Here is a 20,927-nt window from a genome sequence, read left to right as displayed (position 1 = left end):
CGGCCATTGTGAAACATTCCTTGTGTAATGGTCCGTTGCGTCTTTACAGGGAATGATACGCGCTGGAGGGCCGGAGTGTAAACGCGGCACCTTCTCTGCACGTAATTTTTTGCAGATTCCGGGTGGGGAGGATAACGGCTTTAAATCACAGTCTCTGACACTCCAGTGCCTGCATTTTCTGTGCGAACTTCGCATCGTGAGGTAAGACAAACCTTCAGCCGCATCAGGCCAGGAGTGTGATTCCGCTGGAAACTTCAGGGCTGGAAACAATAAATACAGGCTAAAGCTTTCCTTTTTCTCGCGTAGAGACTGTCAGAAAACCTTCGTGATGCTGCGTTTTTCTGCTACGCGGATTTGAGGATGTTCCTGGACGTGCCCTGGTAGCGGGTTAGTGATCGGGTATTTGACCATCCTCCAGAATTACTTCTCTGTAGGAAATTAAATTTAATCAGGTAGTTATCCGATTCCCTCAAATTGAGGTTTTCGAAGAAATCAATCAGTTACCCATTTTGCGAATTTTTTCAGATTTGCATAGTTTTCATTTCCGACCACCAGCCAGAAGGGAAATCTCACCTATCTCGTAATTCGTTCTTTTGATGCCGGGCAGGGGGATGATGGTAATGAAACCGATCTTCAAAAACCTGTTTCACTTAATAGTATGATTTATTTATAAATATCATTCAGTGAAACATATGAAACCGGTAAAATAAAGCTCACATATGCGCGCGTAGAGTCTCATTTCCTTTTTGCTATTGATACCACGTTGTAATCTTCCCCACGTTCCAGCGCCAACAGATCAGCCCACAGCGACATCCCTGCCCGGCGTTCATCGAAATACGGATGGCGGTTATAGATACCTTCCACGCCCTTGATACGGTGATTCAGGCAGCGTTAGGTAACAATAGGATCAACCCCCAGCGCTGTTAAATGGGAGCGGCCAGTGCGCCGGAAGTCGTGGATAGTGAAATTGGGTACGCCTGGCATTTCACGTCGTACCTTTGCCAGCGCTACCGGCAGGGTGCTTTCCTGGATATGGGGGATCATGCGGTGCTGCATTTTCCGGGCAGGGAGTACCCATTTACTGTTGCCGGAAAAGCTGTGTAATTCTCTGAGCCATTCAACCGCTGGTGGTGGTAGCGGAATATCAATAGCATCGCCGTTCTTGGCGCGTTCCGTTGGCAGGTGCCATATTGCGCCGTCTAAGTCGAATTCAGCCCACGGAGCGCCGCACAGCTCCATTTTGCGGCAACACAGGCAGAGTATCAGCTTCATGGTGAGTTCGTTCTCACGGCTAAACCCTTTAGCCATACGCATAGCCTGGAAGAACTGGATAAGTTCCTCTCGCATTAACCATCGCGCCCGGCTTTTCTCCTTCCCGCCAGCATCGGCAACCTCAAAAGCGCCGGTGGGATTAATCTCCAGCATATGACGTTTAATGCCGTAGTCGAATATACGGCGAGTCCAGCGCAGTACATCATTGGCGACAGTGGGCGCCCCACGAGAGACGATCTTCTGCAACATATCGTCGATATGACGGGGGCGAACGTCTTCTACCTTGAGGTGGCCTATGTTGGGGTTTATGTCCTTGTCGATGCGGCGGCGCAGAATATCCGGGTGTTTCCACCGTCCCATAATCTGGCGCTCGAAATACTCCGCAGCTAATTCAGCGACACGGAGCGCGTTTTTTTCCTGTTCCATTTTCTCCAGCGCATCGGCTTTGCGCTCCTGCTTCTCCCCGGCCACGTCAAAGCCCAGGGCAACACGTGAGGAAAGCTCTTTAGCTGTCTCACGGGCTTTAGCTAACGAAAGCTCACCGTAGGAACCGATCTGCATCACGCGCTTTTTACCTGAAAACTTATACCGGAAGCGCCATACAGGGACTTTATCCTCTGCACGGTAACGAAGGTAAAGCCCGTTACCGTCTGAGCGCCCCTCAAACCGTTCTCCTGCCTTAATCCATGCCCTTTGTCAGCTTTGCCATCGTGCCACCTGTATATTGAATAGGGGGTGTACCCAAACTGGAGCGCGTAAATACGTTTGGGTACACCTTTGGGTGCACCCTTTACCCACGATGTTATGCAATCATATGCGACAGCATGAAAATCAAAAAGCCCGCAATTAGCGGGCTGTGGTGGTTTTCTGCTATTGAGTGCGACGGTATTCAAGATTACTCGATATTGAATCTGTTTGTTGAGTGTTGGTGTGTAAGCCTTGTGGTATATGACGCTGTCATAATGCGTTTTTCTTTCGTGTACACCCTTGTGTACACGGAAAAGCACATTGCGACCCTTCGAAGTTCATTGTGTTATCGAAGATCAGGATGCTATTCATGCACCAAGGCTACTTTAACCAAATCCCCCGGTGCTAATCCGCTACGACTGTAAAACAGGGCAGGGAGAAAAGTTTTTGAAACTCGCTGCCGAGAGGTCTGATTAATCAGAGTTGTTCTTTATTATTTTTCCTTCATTATTAATACGGTATTGACCATCATTTACTGTAAATATAGTTCCCCTGTTCTTGCTGTAACTGACCCAAAATACTCTATCCTTTTCTATGCAATTTATCGGAGGATTCATATCATTAAAACAGAGTCTGTCATATTTCCCCTCCTTTTTATAACCTTCACCAAACAACCAAAAACTTACTGTATAATTACCGTTAGATGTTGGTTTCGGAATATCATAATGCTGTTTTAATAACTCATTATTTTTCAGCCACCAGTTAATTTTTCCTTGATCAGTAAGCGGGAAATGGCTCACCAAAACATCACTAAAATTCCCGTCCTCATGGACTGCGACAATTTCAACTGGACGCAACGACAAACAGAGTAAGTAACCCAGCAGGGCACAGCCAATCAGTAATGACGCGCCGAGCACTTTTTTATTTCTAAATTTCATCGCGCCCCCCGGTAATCTCTACAGTGGCTTCCATATTGGTCATGAATGGCTTGAAGCCAAACTGATTGTAGCGTTGGAGCACAAACCAGATACGGAAGAAATGAAACTGATTGAATTTTGTTTTCATAATATCATCACTATCCAGACCAAAGTGATCCTGTATCTTGTAATGCACTACTGCCCGATAACGATTATTATCAATGAGCAGTGATTTGATAGTGATATGCGTTGCCCAGGTGTCATGAACGGTGATACCCATGCCATTAAAGTTATCCTGGAATCTGTCGAATTTTGGTAATTTTCCTCTGAGAATATATTTTTTAAATGCTTCTCTTTCATTATCAGGATAAATATTACTCATCCAATCTATATTGTCTTTAAAGGCTTCTTTCAATAATGAACGTGTACTATTTTCTGTCCTGTCATTAAGAATCTGCTCTTTCAATGCCCTGTCCAGCGAGATATTACTGAAAGGTGTACCGTTGCCGTTCTGCATGTGAGTGATCATCTTTTCGATCAGGTGACTGTATGGCCCGTAAAGAGAAAATTTACGGGATAACGAGCGGAATTCATCAAACAGCATTGCGGCACACTGCTGGCGGGTAATCTTTTCACCCTGGCCGCGCAGATTACAGCAGAACATGGACTGGGGACGATCCATTGAGGAACGCCGGGTAAGCGTCCAGGGATCAACCCGGTCAGAAATGTAATCCAGTCGGTATTGGGATTTTAGCTGTGCTTCGGTCAGATCGCCGCAGCGCATATCACTGGCACCGTAGTCATCCATCCATTTCTGAGTTTTGAAAATAGTACAGGGGAATTGCAAAGCTGACATGAAATCGCGTCCTTGTGTGTATTGGTCCATGAAGTTGTTTACAAAGTGACAAATCATACCCTGCTTAAACTGTCTGTAAATGTCCGGTATCAGGTTGGGGGAGGGAATTAAGAATTTCGCCAGGTTTTTGAAGAAGGGAGATATCTAAAAGACTCATACCTGAACCCCTGGCTATGTTGTGGTATCTCCAGTTTTTAGTGCCACTCAGTCGGTTCTGTATGTGCGCCAGGCTTTAGGCCACACCCGGTCGCCGTTCCTGTCACAGCTTCAAATTATGATTATTATCGGAATTAGATTTCTAATTTGGCGGGTATAAAAATTCGACGGGGCGGCCAAGCCGGGGAACGTTGAGCTGTAGAAATCCGATCTTCCCCTCCCCAGGAAAAAACTTTTCATTTTGCGGATCAGCACGGAAACCGGGACGGGCGGTCCACAGGTAGTGTGCTGTTGAAGTTTTTCCCCACCCCGGCCCGCAGGCGTTCAGCAGACACCACAGCATGAGATTTCCTGATGGAGTTGCCCCTGCTGCCAGGGGAATTAATTTCCTGCGCTTTCGTCAGACTGGCCCCTCGTATTATGACCTGTCAGTAACACGAATTTTCCCCGTGCTCTGGCTGGCATAGTGAATCCCGGCACACTGGCGGCACACCAGCGCATTGTCATTTAAATAAAGGGTCGTGCGCCGTGTCTGGCAGGAGGGGCAAACGTACCACCAGCGAACGCCGCCATATCCGGGACTGGTAGCAGAGAGCTGCACAACTTTTGTCTGCCCCTCTGGCAGCGTCACTACCAGCTTATTGCCTGGTGCTATCTGTAGCCCGATTCCGCTTACTGGTCGTAGCCTGCCCTGAGGCTGGTTGGCGCTGATTTCAGACAATGTCACGCGCCCGATATGGATAACGTCGCGGGTGTAGGTTCTGGTGCGTTTCCTGCCTGCTTTACTGGACCGCTTTTTCTCCAGTCATGCCTGATGGCCTTCACGCTGGCGCTTCCTTCCCGCTTTCGTTTTTGCGCCGGTACTTTTGCCGCCGTGGAACTTACAGCGCCCATTCAGGCTGAGTTCTCTGTTTTTACACGGCGTACCCTTACGGGTTCTGGCACCACACGTCAGCCCACGTATATCGGGATAAGGCTCATATTCCGGCTCTTCCGGTCGGATGTAACGCACACGCTTACCCAAGCGGAACCGGGCGAAATAACTTTCTCTTTCGTCACTCTCCCGGCGCAGGTGGTATTGGCCGAAAGCCTCATAGTTACGTCTGCCCACCTCTCTGTGCAACATCAGCAGGCGAACCTTTTCTTTGTTGTTCATCGTCAAAAAACCTTAACATTTTTGTATATCTCATGGGGTAGGGGCAGCATTGCGCAATTCAGGTCATTCATATTTAAAATGCGGATCATTCCGGATCTGTTCATGGAGTAATAATGCGGGTTGGCAATGGCATGGCAGACTTCATACTCTCTGCTTTTTTCGCACGAAGCACAGAAAACAATTTCCGCAATCAATAATCATTAAATTGCGAATTTGCGCAGTTTTATGCGCAGTTGGAAAATGGTCGGGGTCAGTCACAGCGCGGCTTACAACGATTTGGCAGGGGTAGAATTCGCAATTTTGGGGCAAAAATGCGAATTGGTGCCTTAATTTTGCCCCAATTTCTGCCAATGCAGGGAGCTGTATTCGGTAGCCCGCCTAACTTGTCTTTGCAACCGATGTGCACCGGAAAAATTAGCGGCTTAAGTGCTTACCGCTTTGCGTACTTTCCTGCCGCCATTTGTGCCGTCCGGTACCAGCCAATTATCCCGGCACCAGCGCTTAGCCGCTTTACGCATCACCTTAACAGGCAGATCGTTACCGTTGCTGGTGGGTTCGGATGAATCATTGCCGCGTTACCGCCGTGAGCTGGTATCAGTGCCGCTGTACTGCTGTTTCGTCCACAGATATATCTTACCCGGCATTCATCACTTTAAGCGCCTCTGCGGCCCGCTGGCGCTGTTCTGCGGTAACTTCTCCCTCAGGTTTACCACAGAGGCTGTAACGCGCTCCACCAGCGGCCAGTGCACGGATATAGCGGATATTGCTGGCGTAACGGCCCAATCAATTAAGGCCACCTGCCCCCTGTAAAAAGTTTTAGGGGCTGAAACTGTTCACAGTGTTCATTTTCCGCTGCAAGCCTTGCTCAGTCTGGCTTCCAGGCGTGAACACTACTGTTCACGGCTATTCACAAGTGTTCACCATTATGAGAACCATTATCAATCAGGGTGAACAGTAGTGAACACGTCGTGAACAGTTAATCACTCACTGTTCACTATTTTTTTCCCTTTTAAATCAATATGTTTAATAAATAAAAACAACAAAAGTGAACAGGTGAACACTTACCCCCAAAAACTTTACCTGGGGGGCAGGTGATTTATTCTCTTTCAGGATGCATTCGCGGTACGGCCGGTAACCATTCATTGGCGCTTACAGCCAAATCCATGTTGTAACGCATTCCTGCATTCGTTTTGGCCTTCTTGTACTCCGCGCCGTATTCCTTCATCACTTTGGGAAAGTCAGCACCAAAGCGGGTGAGGGTTAATGGCCTGTCGAATCCGTGGGCGTCCATGTAGGCGAGATAGGCGTGATAGAGATAAATACGCGGTGCACGTGGCGAGATATTCAGATTTCCCATAAGCATCCCAACAGCCTCACCTAGCGCGACAATATGTTCACAGAACCCATAAAGCGGATCGGTATGGCGCTTTACCCCCATTGCCTCCTCGGAATCACGTTGTACGGTCAGCAGGGCCTGGGCTTTATCCCGATCGGCAAATTCAGTCAGCAAGCAACGAATAATGACAGGGATTTCCAGACTGATTTTCGCCATTAAATCAGTATCCTTATCAGCCTTCGCTACAGGGTTATTGAAGGGGAAAATCACCCGGCGACGGGCAATCCCGCCGTTGCGCTCGGTGAAGGCCATCGGCTCGTTATTGGTTGCCACCACAACCGCATTTATCACGGTGGTAAATTGTTTTTCATACTTCCCATCAATTTCCACCGGATCACCGCCAGTGATTGCCTTGATACCCGCACCCTCACCAACATAGCGGGTCTGGTCCGGCATGATGATCAGGCTTTTACCCACGAACTGCGCCCGCCCCCGCGCTGAGTCCAGGGAAGACATGCTGCCGCTGGCGGTGTTGCGTTCTCCGGCCAGAATGACTGATATTGCCGTAAACACGCTTTTCCCGCTGCCACCTTCGCCCGTCACCTCAATAAAAAGCTGCCAGTCGTGGCGATTGGCCAGCACCATAAACAGCGCGGCCAGAATGCGGCTTTCTTTCGCAGGGTCACGCCCTGCTGAATGGCTGAGCCACCGGCTGAAAGCTGGCGCGTGATCCCGCAGGTTTTCCCCCGGCACTGGCTCAGTAAAGAAAATCCCGTTATGGTTCATCAGCCAGTATTCCGGCCTGTGAGGTGAAAATTCGCGGGTCGTCAGGTCATACACCCCATTTTCGAACCCGATAAGTTCCTTACGCATTTCCCCGACAACAGGAATTTCAAGTTTCATGGCGTCAATGGCGTTTTTGATTCCGACCGGACTGTAATTCACCTCGTTTTCATTAAAAATCGCGACCATTTCCCGTTGCAGGTCGTTGTCCTCTACTTTTTGCCACACCGATCCGTCACAGACATATGTTGCCTGGCTTTTCGGATGTACGGCGATATTGCCGTATCTCTGCGCCAGTAATCTTCCGCGTTGGCTGGCCGCCATTCGGGATAAATCGCCCTCAACGGGTTTATTGATGCCAGTCGCCCTGCGCATATCGTCAACCAGGCTTTCGCCGCGTCCGGACTGCTCACGCACCCTGGCTAAATATTCCCGCCAGTCCTCCGGCTGCCGGTCGGTTATTCCCCTGTACAGCGCTGCATCCTGCACCCCGGCCAGCGCCAGCTTTTCACCAATGGCGTTAATCATGATCGGCTCAATCTCGCCCGCCAGATAGACGCGGGCAGCGCGGCGGCCTTTGTCGATAATGCGGAGGTTATCCAGCTCCGCCAGCTGCTTTGGCTCCAGATAAATCGGCGGGAGGGTGTCTCCGGCTATCTTTTTGCCGTAATCCTCCTCCCACGCGCTGGCGTGGCTGTGTGCATCAGCCCCGGCAAAAATAACCGCCTCGGTGAATTTATCTTTTGGCAGTTGCGTAACGTTCGGTGCCGATTTCATCGCGCAACGCTCCGCATTACCGCTGGCGTCCTGCCGGTTATGGTGGCCGTTCTCAGTAATCCCCCTGAGCGGGTAACGGCCACGTCAGCAGAGAGGGCCGCCGCATCCACAGCACCGGCCAGGCGTCGCCATTCGGTCAGGCAAACCCGCAGGGTGATACGGGCGATGGCACCGTGATCCTGATAATCAATTTTCATGGCTGCCCCCGGCGACTGTTGAGGATTAATTCCCGTAATTTTTTGGTTTTCTCCAGCGGGTGATTGCTGGCCCGCCAGGCAGAAAGATTTTTCGTGCTGGTGGCCAGTGGAATAAATTCCCGCCGCAGCCGATCCGGCGTACAGGTGCAGGGATATTCATATCCGTCACGGATAAACGTCACCCGGTTATCGTGAATATCGGTAATGGTGACAATCAGGCCGCTTCTGTCCTGCCATTTATCGCCGGGGCGGATTTCGGGCTGAGTCTGGCCCTCAGGCGGTGCCTGATTTATTTTTCTGGTCATGATTTTTACCCCGTTGTTTCAGTCTGGTTGCAGGCCACAGAATTAACGCAAGGTTCGCCCGGTTTCGTCCTGCTGGCTATTGCGGCCCTCACAAGCCATTTATCCAGTACGGAAAGAAAGCCCACTATCTGACCGTCAACGGCTTCAGCGGCTGCGTTTCCGGTCATCCTGAGCTTATCGCGCTGTCTGAACATATCCGTTGCTATCAGTTGGAGATAACCGCCACCGCAGGTTTTTTCTTCACGAAGAAATCTGAGGTAACTCTTTGCCAGTGCTTCCCCTGTCTCGCATCCGTCAACGAAATCACCAACGGTTGGCACATTCCAGTAATTCACGTTATTTCGTGAGAACTTCACGAAAGGCAGCTGTCCTGATGGCACTGTGTGCCGTTTTGATTTCGCAGGGTCAGACATGGCGCACCTCCACCAGCCCGTCATTGCGGATAAACCCGTTTAGCGGGTGGCTGTGACTTGCCATCGGGTATTGCTCATATGAGAAGATCACCCGCTCTTCGGTCAGCTCACGGATAACCAGCAACATGCCGCTTTCGCGTTCAATGTAACGATCTCCGGGCCTGGGTGAACGCGCCGGGGCTGTCTTAAAAGATTCAAAAATATCGGTGCCTGTCAGCGACCAGAGCGTGGTTGAATCCGGATCGCTCCATGCGACCGACAGCGGGCAGTCAGTGCGGATTTTGGCGGCAAAGGTCAGATCCCAGCCGGGAAAAGTTTCCCGCGCCGTTTCTTCCGTGCTGGCCTGGGTGCGTAAAACAATCGGTGTGCAGGTGTGGCCTTTCGGCGTGGCAAGAAATAACCAGTTAAATTTGGGGTGAGTTTGGGTAGACTGCATTTCAGCCATGATCGTTACTCCTTCTAACGTTATGGTCAGCCCTCGTTCGGTACTGCTAATACTGTTCGGGGGCGTTTTATTTTCAGGAACCCGTATGCTAGGGTACGTACCTGAGTAATTAAACCTTAAGTCTGTGGGTACGTACATGTCAACTATTAAACGCGATATTAAACAATCTAACTCCGGTAAATCCCCAACATTCCAAATAAGGATTGCACCAGAATTAAGGGAACAGCTGGATAAAGCTGCTGCAAATGCTGGCGTTAGTCTTGGCAATTGGTTGAAAGAATTGGCACGGGCTGAATTGCGGCGGCAAGGCATTATGCCAAAGGGATGATCTATTTTACGCATTGCCCGATTCCCGCCGTTCTGCCAGCCAGTGGTTGATCTCGACAGCATCAAACACCGTGATTTTTTCGCCCAGCTTTGTTGGTTTTGGCAGAGTGCCGTTGCGTACCTTGCGATCAATCGTGGAAAGGCTCATTCCCAATAACGCCGCCAGGCGATAGCGGCGGATGTAGCCGGTTGTTGGGATTGCGGACTGTGTGGAATGCTGTTTTTTCATATACCCCGTTACCTCTTGCTGGTAGTTGGTGATTCGTAACGGGGCAATCATTGACGGCAGACAATTGAAAGTCATCGCAGCGAAAAATGGATTTTCGTTGCGAGATTAATCTGTTGATTTATATAGTTTATTTGACAAGGAAAAGTAATCATCAATACCCCTTGAACTTAATGAGCTGCGCTTGTCTGTCATTTCATTTTTCAGAGCATCCTGAGTCCATCGTTTACCTTTTGAAGACGTATTTTTTAATGCGTCCAGCATTGTTCCTATAATTTCAAGGCAACCATTCAGGGTTACAGATTTATTTCCTTCACCATCGTCAATCTGGCTATTTTCGAATGCTTCAATATTTTCCCGGCGAAAAATAAATTCAACATCTCTTAAACCATCGGCAGGATGAAATGCCTTGTAATAATTATTTTCGTCGATATATTTATTTTTCTCCTTATCAAACAACCCACTTTTAACTCCAAAATCAACCTTCCATTCAATATTTTTATCATTGAAAGGTTCAATAATATTTATAAACCCGTCCTTATGCTTTAGAAAAGGTCCCTCAAGGCAAATGAATGTAGCCGGTTCCCTTCCTTGTTTTTCCGCGCAAAGATGAAGGATATCAAGTCGTTCTGCTCCTATCATTGGAAGGTCATAAACACCTGTTTTCAAGCTAAAAACATTTCCAAAGTGATGCATTTTTGTTTGTGCGGGAAAAGATTTAACGCTTTCTTCAGCAGCGCGAAGAATTTCATCAGGAATATCATCTCTATTTTTTAAGAATTCAACAAATCCAGAGATGATTGCGGGGGGTTCTTCCTTGCAAAAAATACCGTATTTAGACCGCTCAATTAATGCTGATATTTTTATATGCCCATCTAAAGCAAGCTGCAAACAATCGGCAACGGATACACTCTCTTGAAACGAAGTGGTTAATCTTCTGGACGTTTCTTCAAGGGTCAACCATTCCTTTAATTTAAATAATTTATTCATCACGTCACCTTTTACACCACGCCTTATGAATATGATTGAGCCAGGCGGTAAGGCTTCCCGCTTTTCGCCCCGTCAGGCTGAATAGCTTATATGGACACCTCCCCGATGCAAGCACGGGCAGATCTTTTCTGACAATGTAGTCACAAACATATATCCGGCTTCATGAGCCCTGATGAACATCCGTACTCTCTGGCCTCATTAGTGCCATGACTTGCTACAGCCCAGCTATTTGTCAGGTTCACAGAGAGTCGGTTCTACCTGTCAGCACTTCAACTTATTGACTTTGCATATATTTATAACAACCCTACTTCGCTACATAGCCTGTTTTATGGCTTACCAGTGCCCACGCTATCCGGGCATTTTTATTGGCCAGCGCAACTATCGCTTTATTCACACCGCTACGTGCCACTATTCCTTTCAGCCATAGCTGAAGGCGACTGCACCTTTCATCCGGCAACTTCATTACCCGGTAAACCACTGAACGGGCACCGTGGATAAGTACCCCCCGCAGGTAACTGTCCCCGCGTTTCGTTATCCCCATCAGTCTGACCTTACCGCCGCTGCTGTGCTCTTTTGGCACCAGACCCAGGTAACTGGCAAAGTGTCGGCCATGTTGAAAATCACCGCCGTCACCCAGTGATACCGTCAGCGCCGATGCCCCCAGTGGCCCGATACCGGGAATACTTTCCAGCCTGACAGTATCTTCATTTTGTTTACTTATGTGGGCAAGGCGCACGTCCAGCTCATTTATCCGCTGCTGACCACTTTGCAGTTCCTGCAACATTTCGTGAAATAACTGTCGGCTGAGCGTGGTGAGTTCATTTTCCGCATCCTCCAGGTGCTCCGGCAAACAGACCATGATCTTATGAGCGCCTTCCGGTATCGCTATACCGTATTCCAGGCCCAGTCCCCGTATCTGGTAGCGCGGTTTTGTTTTTCATCAGCCGCTGGCGCACCCGGTGCAGACACTGAATATCCTGCTGCTCAGCACTTTTTTCCGGCACATAACGCATGCCCGGACGACTGTCAGCCTCGACAATTGCTGTGGCATCATTTTTATCGTTTTTACTTCCCATCCGGAAGGGAGCCACATACTGCGGACTGATTTGTTTAACTTCATGTCCGTATTGCCTGAACTGACGCGACCAGTAATTTGCACTGCCACAGGCTTCCATCACAATGCGGGATGGGGGTTGCTGAGCAATAAAGGCCATCAGTTTTTCGCGGGTAATCATTTTATTTGCTTTTCTTTCGCCCTGAGCAGACAAGATATGCACCTGAAAAACTCGCTTTGCCAGATCAATTCCGATAATTTGTTCCACTGGACACCTCTTTATTTTGCTGTTGGTTTGCACTTACAGAATGGCTCACTGAAGCCGGTATGAGGAGGTGTCCATTTCATTAGCGTCTAATACCGCTACACTTTTGCCAGTCCGTGTTTGCCACCCGGGAACGGACTGACGGTTTTCATAAAGTGGCGTACTTTTTTCAACAACCGCCACATTGACCGGCACTGATGATTCCGGGTGATAGTTTCGTGCAGCGCCTGCCATAGCCTTTCAATGTGATTAACCCACGGCGAGTAAACAGGTTGATAAATGACTCTGAACTTTGGATTGCGCTTCAGCCAACGCAGCGTTTCTCTGCTCTTGTGAATAATATAGTTATCAACGATTAACGTGATGGTTTTTGCCCGCCGGTAAGTCGCTTTCAGGTGCTTTAGCAGGGTGATGAACAGCTCCGAACTTTTACTGCTGCCACCCACATAACTGACCCGGCCGCTACTGCTGTGGAGTGCTCCCGCCAGATAATATTTTTCGTTCTGCCCCGGCGTGATAACGCGTTTCTGCTGGCCCCGTCTCTGCCAGTCTGCACCGATTTCAGGATTGAGATGGATATCCACCTCATCTTCGTAAAACACCGGATGCTCTGCACTGCATTCGTCCAGCGCTTTGTGGATTGCCGCCATTTTTTCATCTTTGTGCGGGTCGCAATATGCAGTGTGGGCGCGGCTCTACGCCACACCAGACCGGCGGCGGGTAACCAGCGACGCACCGTAGAAGCATGCAGACAGCAGCCCGTTATCTCTCTGATTTTTATTGCCATCAGTTCCGTACTCCAGCGGGAACGCTGATAACCAAAATCGCCCGGCGTGTGTTTTATCAGTTCACGTAATAATGTGCAGATATGCTCAAATGGCCAGCGACGGGAACGTCCTGCGGGTAATGATTTCAGGCCTTCAACTCCTGACAGCGTGAACCAGTTAATCCAGCGGCCGACGGATGAACGGGCGCAACAGAGCGTTCTGGCTACGTCACTGACACGATCGCCCCGGTGCAACATCAGCAGGGCAGTGAGTCTGCGTGCATGATTTTTGTCACGCGTTTTATGGATAGTTTTCTGCATCAGGCGTCGTTCAGTGCGGGGGATGGGTGTTATGATCGGCATCGCTCAGTCCGGTTGGTGGTTTGTTTCTTTTTGGCGATTGAAAAGACTCGCACAATCCGGGCTGAGTTCCCCTAAAGTGATCTACTATTTGGAACGCTTATTTAGACTCAATCAGTCCGGTTAAGTCGCTTTCCTGATTGGTGATACGTTGTATTCTTCACCGCGTTCCAGAGCCACCAGCAAAGAGGCCCACTGCGCCAAAGCTGCTTTGCGTTCATCAAAGTATTGGTGCCGGTTGTAAATGCCCTCCACCCCTTTTATGCGATGGTTAAGACAACGTTCCGCAACCACCGGATCAACCCCCAACGCTGCAAGGTGAGTTCGTGCAGTGCGCCGGAAATCGTGAATAGTAAAGTTTGGCACGTCCGGCATTTCTGCCCGTACCTTTGCCAGCGCGACGGGCAGGGTGCTTTCCTGAATGTGGGGAATCATACGGTGCTGCATTTTCCGGGCAGGGAGGACCCAGGCGCTGTTGCAGGAGAATGAGTGAAGTTCTCGCAGCCAATTAACAGATGGTGGCGGTAATGGGATATCGATAGCATCACCGTTTTTGCTGCGTTCCTCTGGTAGGTGCCAGATAGCGGCGTCAAAGTCGAATTCTTCCCAGCGGGCGGCGCATAATTCCATCTTGCGAACACATAGTATTAACAGCAATTTGAACGTGAGTTCATTTTGTCTGCTAAACCCCTTAGCGGTTCGCATAGCCTGGAACAGCCGGATCAGTTCGTCACGCGATAGCCATCGGTCACGTGCTATCTCTTTCCCGCCAGCATCAGAAACCTCAAAGGCCGAACAGGGGTTAATCTCCAGCGCATGGCGCTTAATGCCGTAATCGAATATGCGCCGCGTCCATCTCAGAACGTCGGTTGCTATGGTCGGTGCTCCACGATCAACAATGCTTTTCAACATGTCGTCAATGTGGCGGGGCTTTACGTCCTCTACCTTCATGTGGCCGATCGATGGATTTATATCTTTGTCGATACGGCGGCGCAATATGTCCGGGTGTTTCCAGCGAGGCAGGATCTGGCGCTCAAAATATTCGGCGGCAAGTGCTGACACTCGCAGCGCGTGTTTCTCCTGCTCCATCTTCTCCAGCGCTTCGGACTTGCGCTCCTGTTTCTCTCCGGCCACGTCATAACCCAGGGCAACACGGGCAGAAAGCTCTTTAACTGCCACCCGTGCTTTTGCTAACGATAACTCGGCATATGAACCGATCATCATTACCCGTGACTTTCCAGAAAATTTATACCGGAAGCGCCAGACGGGTGTTTGGTAATTTTCCCGATAGGAAAGATAAAGTCCGTTGCCGTCTGAACGTCCTTCAAATCGTTCCCCTGCTTTTATCCATGCTCGGATCTGCATATCTGTGAGCTTTGCCATCGTTCCGTCTGAATCTCAATTAGTGGTGTACACCTTGATTGGCACACCTTTTGCTTAGGGGTACACCCAAGTGTACATGGCAATCATGCGCTTTGTTGCTCCTTAATAATAGCTTATGACAACAAAAAAGCCCGCTCTTATGCGGGCTTTATGGTTTTTTGGTAGTGGTTGAATCTTATTGTTTTTTCACTCTATGTTTTGAATCTGCTCGCGCATCTGCTCAATCAGCACTTTTAACTCAATGGCAGAGGCGGTTACCTCGGCATTAATGGATTTTGAGGCCAGCGTGTTTGCTTCGCGGTTAAATTCCTGCATCATAAAGTCGAGGCGGCGACCAACGGCTTCCTTCTTATTAAGAATGTTGTAAGTCTCTTTCACATGCGCTTCCAGGCGATCCAGCTCCTCGGCAACATCCATGCGTTGAGCCAGCATGATCAGTTCCTGTTCCACACGGTTGCTGTCCAGCTGAACCTGCGCGTCTTCCAGCTTACTGACCAGCCGCTCACGCTGCCATTTCAATACATCAGGCATCTGCGAACGTACTTTTTCCACTTCGGTGCTGACACCTTTTAGCCGTTGCTCGATCAGTGTTTTCAGCGCCGCGCCTTCGGTTTCGCGTGATGTGATAAAGTCATTGAGTGTGGCATCAAGCGCTTTTAACAATTCTGATGATATTGCATCAAGATCCTGCTCTTCCGCAGACATCACGCCAGGCCAGCGCAAAATATCAAGCGGATTAATTTCACCCTCATCACTCTGCATCTTTACCCAATTTGCGGCCTGTACAAGTTGAATAGCCAACTTTTCATTTAATACCAGTTTGCTTTGTGCATGAGGATCGGCATCAAAACGCAGGTTACATTCAATTTTTCCGCGCGTCAGTCGGTGACGTATCCGTTCACGTATCGCCGGTTCCAGACCACGAAACTGTTCAGGCAGGCGGATGTAAGTTTCCAGGTAGCGCTGGTTTACAGAACGAAGCTCCCAGGCGGCGTTGCCCCATTCGCCTTTGGCTTCATGCCGTGCGTAGGCTGTCATACTGCGGATCATTATGTGTCCCCATTTCCAGAGAAAGATAGGTGGATTATAGCGAGACAACAGGTTTGATGACAAATCCTGGATAAATGCCAATTTGTTTTGTCGCTATGTTCGGAAGGTGATTTTTTATCCTATAAGGGGAAGCGAAATTATAAATATGTCAGCATCATATATGGAAGCAATATACTATAAATTGTTTATTTTTAATTTAATTTTTCTATATTCTTCTTGATATATATTGCGTTATTAATCGTTGGATTTTTTTTTGCTTCAGATCAAAACACCAAAAATAAAAAGTAAATTTTTTTAGTGAAACGATGTCTCTTGTTCTGTTATTTTATTATGCATGCCGTTGTAAGTAGATGATTAATTTTTCCTATACTGTTTAATAAAGTATTGGTTTTACCTTGAGAATAAAGATAATCTGAGGATGAAATATGGATAATTCAGGCAAAATAATTGAGGAGTTTTTCCCAGGGAAATCATTTTCAGATCGAGCCAGAAGGTTAATTGCATGGGCTATAGGGGAAAAAAAACTCTTATCGTTATTAATGCCATGTTCCGGGGTTCTGGGTGTATCCTGGATTGAGTCTGTATTTGAAGCACTGCAAATTCGTTGTGAAACACATTATGGCGATTTTGACAATGTTCCGGTAAAGGGACCAGCAATCGTTATATCAAACCATCCGTCAGTCATGGATGGCCTGGCTCTGATAAATACCGTAGCCAGAGTCAGGAAAGATATCAAGATTGTTGCGAATCATGTTTTAAAAGTAATGTTTCCTGAAGCCGGTGAGATCATCATTGGTATCAAAAATATGCAGGGAAAGATGGGGCACCGGCAACTGAAAGAAATGAACGATCACCTGATGAAGGGGGGCGTATTGATCATCTGTCCTGCCGGGCGTCTTGCCAGCTTTACATTTTTTGGCCTTAAAGAGTCTCGCTGGCAGGAAGGATTTGTCAGGTTGGCTGAAAAACATCAGGCGGTGCTGGTGCCGGTTCATATCAGAGGGAAAAACAGTTTTTGGTACTATCTGACAGCATTCATCTGGCGTCCTCTTTCTAACCTGACGGTTTTTCGTGAAATTGTTCGGCATAAGGGTCGCAAGATGTGCCTGAAGATAGGCCCTCAGGTGTTTTTGGATCAATTGGAAAACCTTGATAAAACTGACAAAAAGAAAGATTACGCTGGCACTACAGCCATATTGAGGGAACATTTATTCAGAGTTGGCAGAAACCAGCCTGCATTATTACCCTGCTATCCTCCTTTGACCAGGCCTGTTCCCAGAGAAGAGCTTCTTATGGCATTCAGCCAGAGTGAGGTTCTGGAAAGGCTCAGCGATGGAAAAGTGGTGTTGCTCTTTCAGTACCAGGGGGAGGGCTGGTCGCCGGTTATTCATGAGCTGGGCCGACTCAGGGAAATTTCTTACCGGGCCATCGGCGCCGGAACTGGTCGTCGCTGTGATACTGACCCTTTTGATCGTTATTACCACCACATTGTGCTGTGGGATCCGGCGGCACTTGAAATCTTGGGTGCCTACCGACTTACTCCGGCCGCAGAGCAATTAGCCAAAAGAGGCGTCGATGGCCTCTATAGCTACAGCCTGTTCAGGTATCAGCATGAGTTCATCCCACAGCTGGAAAAAAGTATTGAAGTTGGTCGTGGATTTATTCAGCAGCATTACCAAAAGAGCAATGCATTGGATGCATTATGGAAAGGTATTTTTAGTTTTATTCAACGCTACCCACAGGCTGAAAATTTACTTGGTGTATTGTCCATTCCAGGCCGTTTCTCCAGAGAAAGTAAGCAACTTATTATCGCTTTTTATTCAACCTGGTTTTCAGGAGAGGTTGAGCAGGCGTATCGCTATGACAGAAAATGCCTGTCTGAAGACAACCAGATGTCTGGCCTGTTTGATGGCAATGATTATGAAAAAGACTGGATATTGCTAAATAAGAAACTGAGAGATTCAGGGTATGAATTGCCGTGGCCTTATAAGCAGGCTGCGAAATGGTACAAGCCGGGCGGTTCAAAACTGCTCAGTTTTATTGAAGATGAAAATTTTAACTCCGTGGCTGGGCTTAATTTATGCAAAATTGAGAAGCTTAAAAGGATGTATAAAACCCATTATCTTATAAAGAAAAACAGGAATGATAACCAATAATGAATATAACTCCAGGGATCTTTATCAAAATAAAACTGAGAGGTTTTTTAGTCTTTTTCTTAATAGGTTTGAGCGGGTGTGATTATACCAACTCACTTATTTTTTCTGGCTACTCCTATGGGGATTTTGTCTATCTGGCGCTGAGCGAGACCGGAAAAGTAGATACTTTACTGGTCAATAAGGGAGATAGGGTTAAGGCCGGACAGGTATTGGTAAAAATGGAAAGCTTTACCGCAGAAAATGCCCTGAAGAAAGCGGAGAAAAACTACCAGGCGGAAATAGCGACACTACGTAATATGCAATCAGGTGAGCGTCCCGCTGAACTGAATGTTATCCGCTCGCAATTAAAGAAAGCCCGCTCGGCGGCGAATCTTGCAAAAAACCAGCTTGAAAGATATCAGGCGCTTTTTCGCACCAAAGTAGTATCTGCAACCGAATGGGAGAGTGCCAGAGAGGATTATGCCCAGAAACAGGCGCTGGTCGATGAATTGCTCCATCAGCTTGAAGCTAAGCAGTTGCCTTCTCGCCAGGCTGAGATTCAGCGGCAGCAAGCATTAGTCGAGTCCGCGAAGGTGCAGCGGGATAAAGCCGACTGGGATCTCCGGCAGCTGGAAATCGTGGCTCCCCAGGCAGCGCAGGTTTTTGACATTCTTTATCGTCCGGGTGAGCGACCAGCGGCAGGGCGACCAATAGTCAGTTTGTTGCCTGAGGGAAATGTAAAAATGCGGTTTTTCGTCCCGGAAAAGATAGCAGGAGCATTGAAAACCGGGATGAAAGTCAGGATTTATTTCGATGGTTATTCAGGATTTGTTCCGGGGTTGCTCAACTACATTAGCCCGGAAGCAGAATATACCCCTCCGGTGATTTACAGCAGTAAACGCCGGGAAAAACTGCTGTTCATGGTGGAAGCCGTGCCTGAATACAATCAGCAGGCAAGTTTGGTAAAGCCGGGCTTACCGGTGAGGGTGGAGATCGTGACTGATGACCCAGTTTTGCATTGATGTAAAAGATCTCAATAAGCACTTTGGTAATCGACATGTTGTTAAAGATTTCTCTTTGCGGATTGGGAAAGGGGAGATCTATGGTTTTCTTGGGCCAAATGGCAGTGGAAAAACGACATCGATAAGAATGATGTGTGGCCTCATTACGCCGGATTCAGGGAGTGGACAGTGTTTGGGAATGGATATTTTCACCCAGCGTGAAAAGATTAAAAAACGTATCGGCTATATGACCCAGCACTTCTCCATGTGGGGGAGCCTCAGCATCCGGGAAAATCTGTTGTTTATCGCCAGACTTCATAATCTGGAACGGCGTAAGCAACGCGTTGAGCAGACGCTTGATGATCTGGGACTGCTGGCACGTCAGCATCAGCTGGCACGGGAACTTTCTGGGGGATGGAAGCAAAGAATGGCGTTGGCAGCCTGTCTGCTTCATCAGCCAGACGTTTTATTTCTGGATGAACCGACCGCCGGGGTTGATCCGAAAGCCCGCCGTGAATTCTGGCAGACGCTTCATCAGCTTTCGGGTGAGGGTATTTCTATTTTGGTGAGTACGCATTACATGGATGAAGCAGAACGCTGTCATAAAGTTGCTTATCTTTCCAGCGGTGAACTTCTTGCTAACGGAACTATCGAGTCGATCATTCAGGCACAGCAGTTGACTACTATGCAGGTCCGCGGCAGGGGTCTCAGCACACTGGAAAGCCAGCTACAGCGTTTTCCGGTGGTTGAGCAGACGGTAATTTTTGGCAATGCACTTTATGTTACCGCGCGTGATGAAGCACAACTGCGGACGGTTTTTTCTCAGGTGGTTTCAGATGAATATGAGTGCGCCAAAGTGGCGACTAATCTGGAAGATGCCTTTACCTGGTTGATGAAGCAACATGATAATTAATTTTTGCTGGACGCGCTGGCTTGGCGTGGTGATTAAAGAGATTCACGAATTACGTCGTGACAAAATAAGTTTGAGTATGGTTTTTCTCACGCCGCTTTTTCAGCTGGTTATACTGGGCTATGCCGTGAATATGGATGCCAGAAATATTCCCACCGCGTTGCTTAACTATGACACCGGGCTGTTCAGCGAGGTATTTGTCACGGCGGCACAGAATACGGATTATTTCGCCATGCAGCCCTTTTCCTCAGCTGACGAAGCAGAAAAAGCATTCAGGCAGGGCAACGTTATGTTTATTGTGACCATCCCTGATGGCTTTACGAAAAAATTACTGCGCGGAGAAAAACCGCCGTTGTTGATTCAGGCGGATGCAATAGATCCCATCGCCACCGGTAATGCGTTGAGTGCGATCGTTCAGGCTTCCACATCAATGTTTGAGCACGACCTGCCAGAATCCCTTCGCAACGAGCAAAGCGATAATTTTGAACTGATCATTCACCGAATGTTCAACCCGGAAGGGATTACTCAATACAACACCATCCCTGGGATAATTGGTTCGATTCTCAGTACTACGATGATTTTGATGACGGCGTTGGCAATCACCCGTGAACGTGAAAATGGTGCCATTGAAAATCTGCTGATTTCCCCGGTTACGGGTCTGGAAGTGGTGGTGGGAAAAATCACGCCTTATGTGCTTATCGGGCTTTTTCAGTCAGTGATTATTCTGGGGTGCGCCATTTTTCTCTTTGACATTCCGTTACCTGGTAACGTGCTCCTGCTGTTTGTGGTGCTGATAATTTATATTTTTCTCTGCCTGTCAATTGGCATTACCATTTCCAGCCTGGCGCAGAATCAGCTCCAGGCGCTACAGATGTCTTCATTTTATTTTATTCCTTCTGTCATGCTCTCCGGTTTTATCAGTCCCTTTATCAGTATGCCTGTCTGGGCCCAGGCCATTGGTTCCTGTTTACCGCTGACGTACTTCATTCGGCTGGTAAAAGGGATCATGCTGAAAGGTTATTCATTCACCGCACTGTTGCCCGATCTCCTCTTTTTACTGGGACTCGCTGTGCTGGTGACGGGTATCGGGCTGAAAACCTGGCGGCAGACGCTGGACTGATTGTTTTCAGGCCGGGTGTGGCGAGGGCAATGGCTGTAGA

At 48.4% G+C, this 20,927-nt stretch carries 19 protein-coding genes and 3 pseudogenes; 5 read left to right on the top strand and 17 right to left on the bottom strand.

What is annotated here, in order from left to right:
* Positions 1 to 735: 735 nt before the first annotated feature.
* From EB241_RS16185 to EB241_RS16135, 11 genes and pseudogenes are all read right to left on the bottom strand, one after another.
* Positions 736 to 1,956, bottom strand: a pseudogene (locus tag EB241_RS16185) (tyrosine-type recombinase/integrase).
* Positions 1,957 to 2,432: 476 nt separating this feature from the next.
* A complete protein-coding gene (locus tag EB241_RS16180; protein WP_124234137.1) occupies positions 2,433 to 2,897 on the bottom strand; it encodes a DUF943 family protein in 465 nt (154 codons plus the stop codon).
* Positions 2,887 to 3,732, bottom strand: a complete 846-nt coding sequence (locus EB241_RS16175; RefSeq protein WP_124234136.1) for a YPO3983 family protein — start codon at positions 3,730 to 3,732, stop codon at positions 2,887 to 2,889. Before EB241_RS16175 ends, EB241_RS16180 begins: the two co-directional genes overlap by 11 nt.
* Before the next feature lie 574 nt (positions 3,733 to 4,306).
* A complete protein-coding gene (locus EB241_RS16170; protein WP_124234135.1) occupies positions 4,307 to 4,609 on the bottom strand; it encodes a hypothetical protein in 303 nt (100 codons plus the stop codon).
* 84 nt (positions 4,610 to 4,693) lie between these two features.
* A complete protein-coding gene (locus EB241_RS16165) occupies positions 4,694 to 5,044 on the bottom strand; it encodes an HGGxSTG domain-containing protein (protein ID WP_124234134.1) in 351 nt (116 codons plus the stop codon).
* A gap of 633 nt (positions 5,045 to 5,677) precedes the next feature.
* Positions 5,678 to 5,827 carry a ProQ/FINO family protein gene (locus EB241_RS16160; protein WP_124234133.1) on the bottom strand — a complete coding sequence of 50 codons (150 nt, stop codon included), beginning with the start codon at positions 5,825 to 5,827 and terminating at the stop codon, positions 5,678 to 5,680.
* A 313-nt stretch (positions 5,828 to 6,140) separates the two neighbouring features.
* A complete protein-coding gene (locus EB241_RS16155; protein WP_124234132.1) occupies positions 6,141 to 7,940 on the bottom strand; it encodes a DNA primase family protein in 1,800 nt (599 codons plus the stop codon).
* Positions 7,937 to 8,137: a hypothetical protein gene (locus EB241_RS16150; RefSeq protein WP_124234131.1), complete on the bottom strand. Its 201-nt coding sequence runs from the start codon at positions 8,135 to 8,137 to the stop codon at positions 7,937 to 7,939. Before EB241_RS16150 ends, EB241_RS16155 begins: the two co-directional genes overlap by 4 nt.
* Positions 8,134 to 8,442 carry a DUF4222 domain-containing protein gene (locus EB241_RS16145; protein ID WP_124234130.1) on the bottom strand — a complete coding sequence of 103 codons (309 nt, stop codon included), beginning with the start codon at positions 8,440 to 8,442 and terminating at the stop codon, positions 8,134 to 8,136. Before EB241_RS16145 ends, EB241_RS16150 begins: the two co-directional genes overlap by 4 nt.
* Before the next feature lie 5 nt (positions 8,443 to 8,447).
* Positions 8,448 to 8,798, bottom strand: a complete 351-nt coding sequence (locus tag EB241_RS16140; RefSeq protein ID WP_124234129.1) for a hypothetical protein — start codon at positions 8,796 to 8,798, stop codon at positions 8,448 to 8,450.
* Positions 8,799 to 8,847: 49 nt separating this feature from the next.
* Positions 8,848 to 9,300, bottom strand: coding sequence for a host cell division inhibitor Icd-like protein (locus EB241_RS16135; protein WP_124234128.1), 453 nt, complete (start codon positions 9,298 to 9,300; stop codon positions 8,848 to 8,850).
* A 136-nt stretch (positions 9,301 to 9,436) separates the two neighbouring features.
* Here EB241_RS16135 and EB241_RS16130 point away from each other — a divergent pair, with 136 nt between their 5' ends.
* Positions 9,437 to 9,628: a toxin-antitoxin system HicB family antitoxin gene (locus EB241_RS16130; protein WP_124234127.1), complete on the top strand. Its 192-nt coding sequence runs from the start codon at positions 9,437 to 9,439 to the stop codon at positions 9,626 to 9,628.
* 6 nt (positions 9,629 to 9,634) lie between these two features.
* On the opposite strand, the gene EB241_RS16125 is transcribed toward EB241_RS16130, so the two are convergent.
* The 6 genes and pseudogenes from EB241_RS16125 to EB241_RS16100 form a co-directional block, all read right to left on the bottom strand.
* Complete coding sequence (locus tag EB241_RS16125) at positions 9,635 to 9,856, bottom strand: helix-turn-helix transcriptional regulator (RefSeq protein WP_124234126.1); 222 nt, start codon at positions 9,854 to 9,856, stop codon at positions 9,635 to 9,637.
* A gap of 105 nt (positions 9,857 to 9,961) precedes the next feature.
* Complete coding sequence (locus EB241_RS16120) at positions 9,962 to 10,843, bottom strand: hypothetical protein (protein WP_124234125.1); 882 nt, start codon at positions 10,841 to 10,843, stop codon at positions 9,962 to 9,964.
* A gap of 304 nt (positions 10,844 to 11,147) precedes the next feature.
* Positions 11,148 to 12,165, bottom strand: a pseudogene (locus tag EB241_RS22075) (IS110 family RNA-guided transposase).
* Positions 12,166 to 12,260: 95 nt separating this feature from the next.
* A pseudogene (locus EB241_RS16110) lies at positions 12,261 to 13,291 on the bottom strand (IS630 family transposase).
* Between the two features lie 120 nt (positions 13,292 to 13,411).
* A complete protein-coding gene (locus EB241_RS16105; RefSeq protein WP_124234124.1) occupies positions 13,412 to 14,671 on the bottom strand; it encodes a tyrosine-type recombinase/integrase in 1,260 nt (419 codons plus the stop codon).
* Between the two features lie 186 nt (positions 14,672 to 14,857).
* A complete protein-coding gene (locus tag EB241_RS16100) occupies positions 14,858 to 15,721 on the bottom strand; it encodes a YicC/YloC family endoribonuclease (RefSeq protein WP_124234123.1) in 864 nt (287 codons plus the stop codon).
* A gap of 425 nt (positions 15,722 to 16,146) precedes the next feature.
* Here EB241_RS16100 and EB241_RS16095 point away from each other — a divergent pair, with 425 nt between their 5' ends.
* From EB241_RS16095 to EB241_RS16080, 4 genes are read left to right on the top strand one after another with little or no spacing between them, the layout of a single operon-like run.
* Positions 16,147 to 17,877, top strand: a complete 1,731-nt coding sequence (locus EB241_RS16095; RefSeq protein ID WP_124234122.1) for a lysophospholipid acyltransferase family protein — start codon at positions 16,147 to 16,149, stop codon at positions 17,875 to 17,877.
* Positions 17,877 to 18,878 carry an HlyD family secretion protein gene (locus EB241_RS16090; protein ID WP_124234121.1) on the top strand — a complete coding sequence of 334 codons (1,002 nt, stop codon included), beginning with the start codon at positions 17,877 to 17,879 and terminating at the stop codon, positions 18,876 to 18,878. The genes EB241_RS16095 and EB241_RS16090 overlap by 1 nt, the downstream gene beginning before the upstream one ends.
* Positions 18,859 to 19,770: an ABC transporter ATP-binding protein gene (locus tag EB241_RS16085; protein WP_124234120.1), complete on the top strand. Its 912-nt coding sequence runs from the start codon at positions 18,859 to 18,861 to the stop codon at positions 19,768 to 19,770. Before EB241_RS16090 ends, EB241_RS16085 begins: the two co-directional genes overlap by 20 nt.
* The gene (locus EB241_RS16080) at positions 19,760 to 20,887 is read left to right on the top strand and encodes an ABC transporter permease (RefSeq protein ID WP_124234119.1); all 1,128 of its coding nucleotides are present in this window, start codon (positions 19,760 to 19,762) and stop codon (positions 20,885 to 20,887) included. Before EB241_RS16085 ends, EB241_RS16080 begins: the two co-directional genes overlap by 11 nt.
* Positions 20,888 to 20,927: the final 40 nt, after the last annotated feature.

The sequence above is a fragment of the Erwinia psidii genome (genome assembly GCF_003846135.1).
GTDB lineage: Bacteria > Pseudomonadota > Gammaproteobacteria > Enterobacterales > Enterobacteriaceae > Erwinia > Erwinia psidii.
Note: the sequence above shows the minus strand (reverse complement) of the source record. Positions and strands in the feature narration are given on the sequence as shown.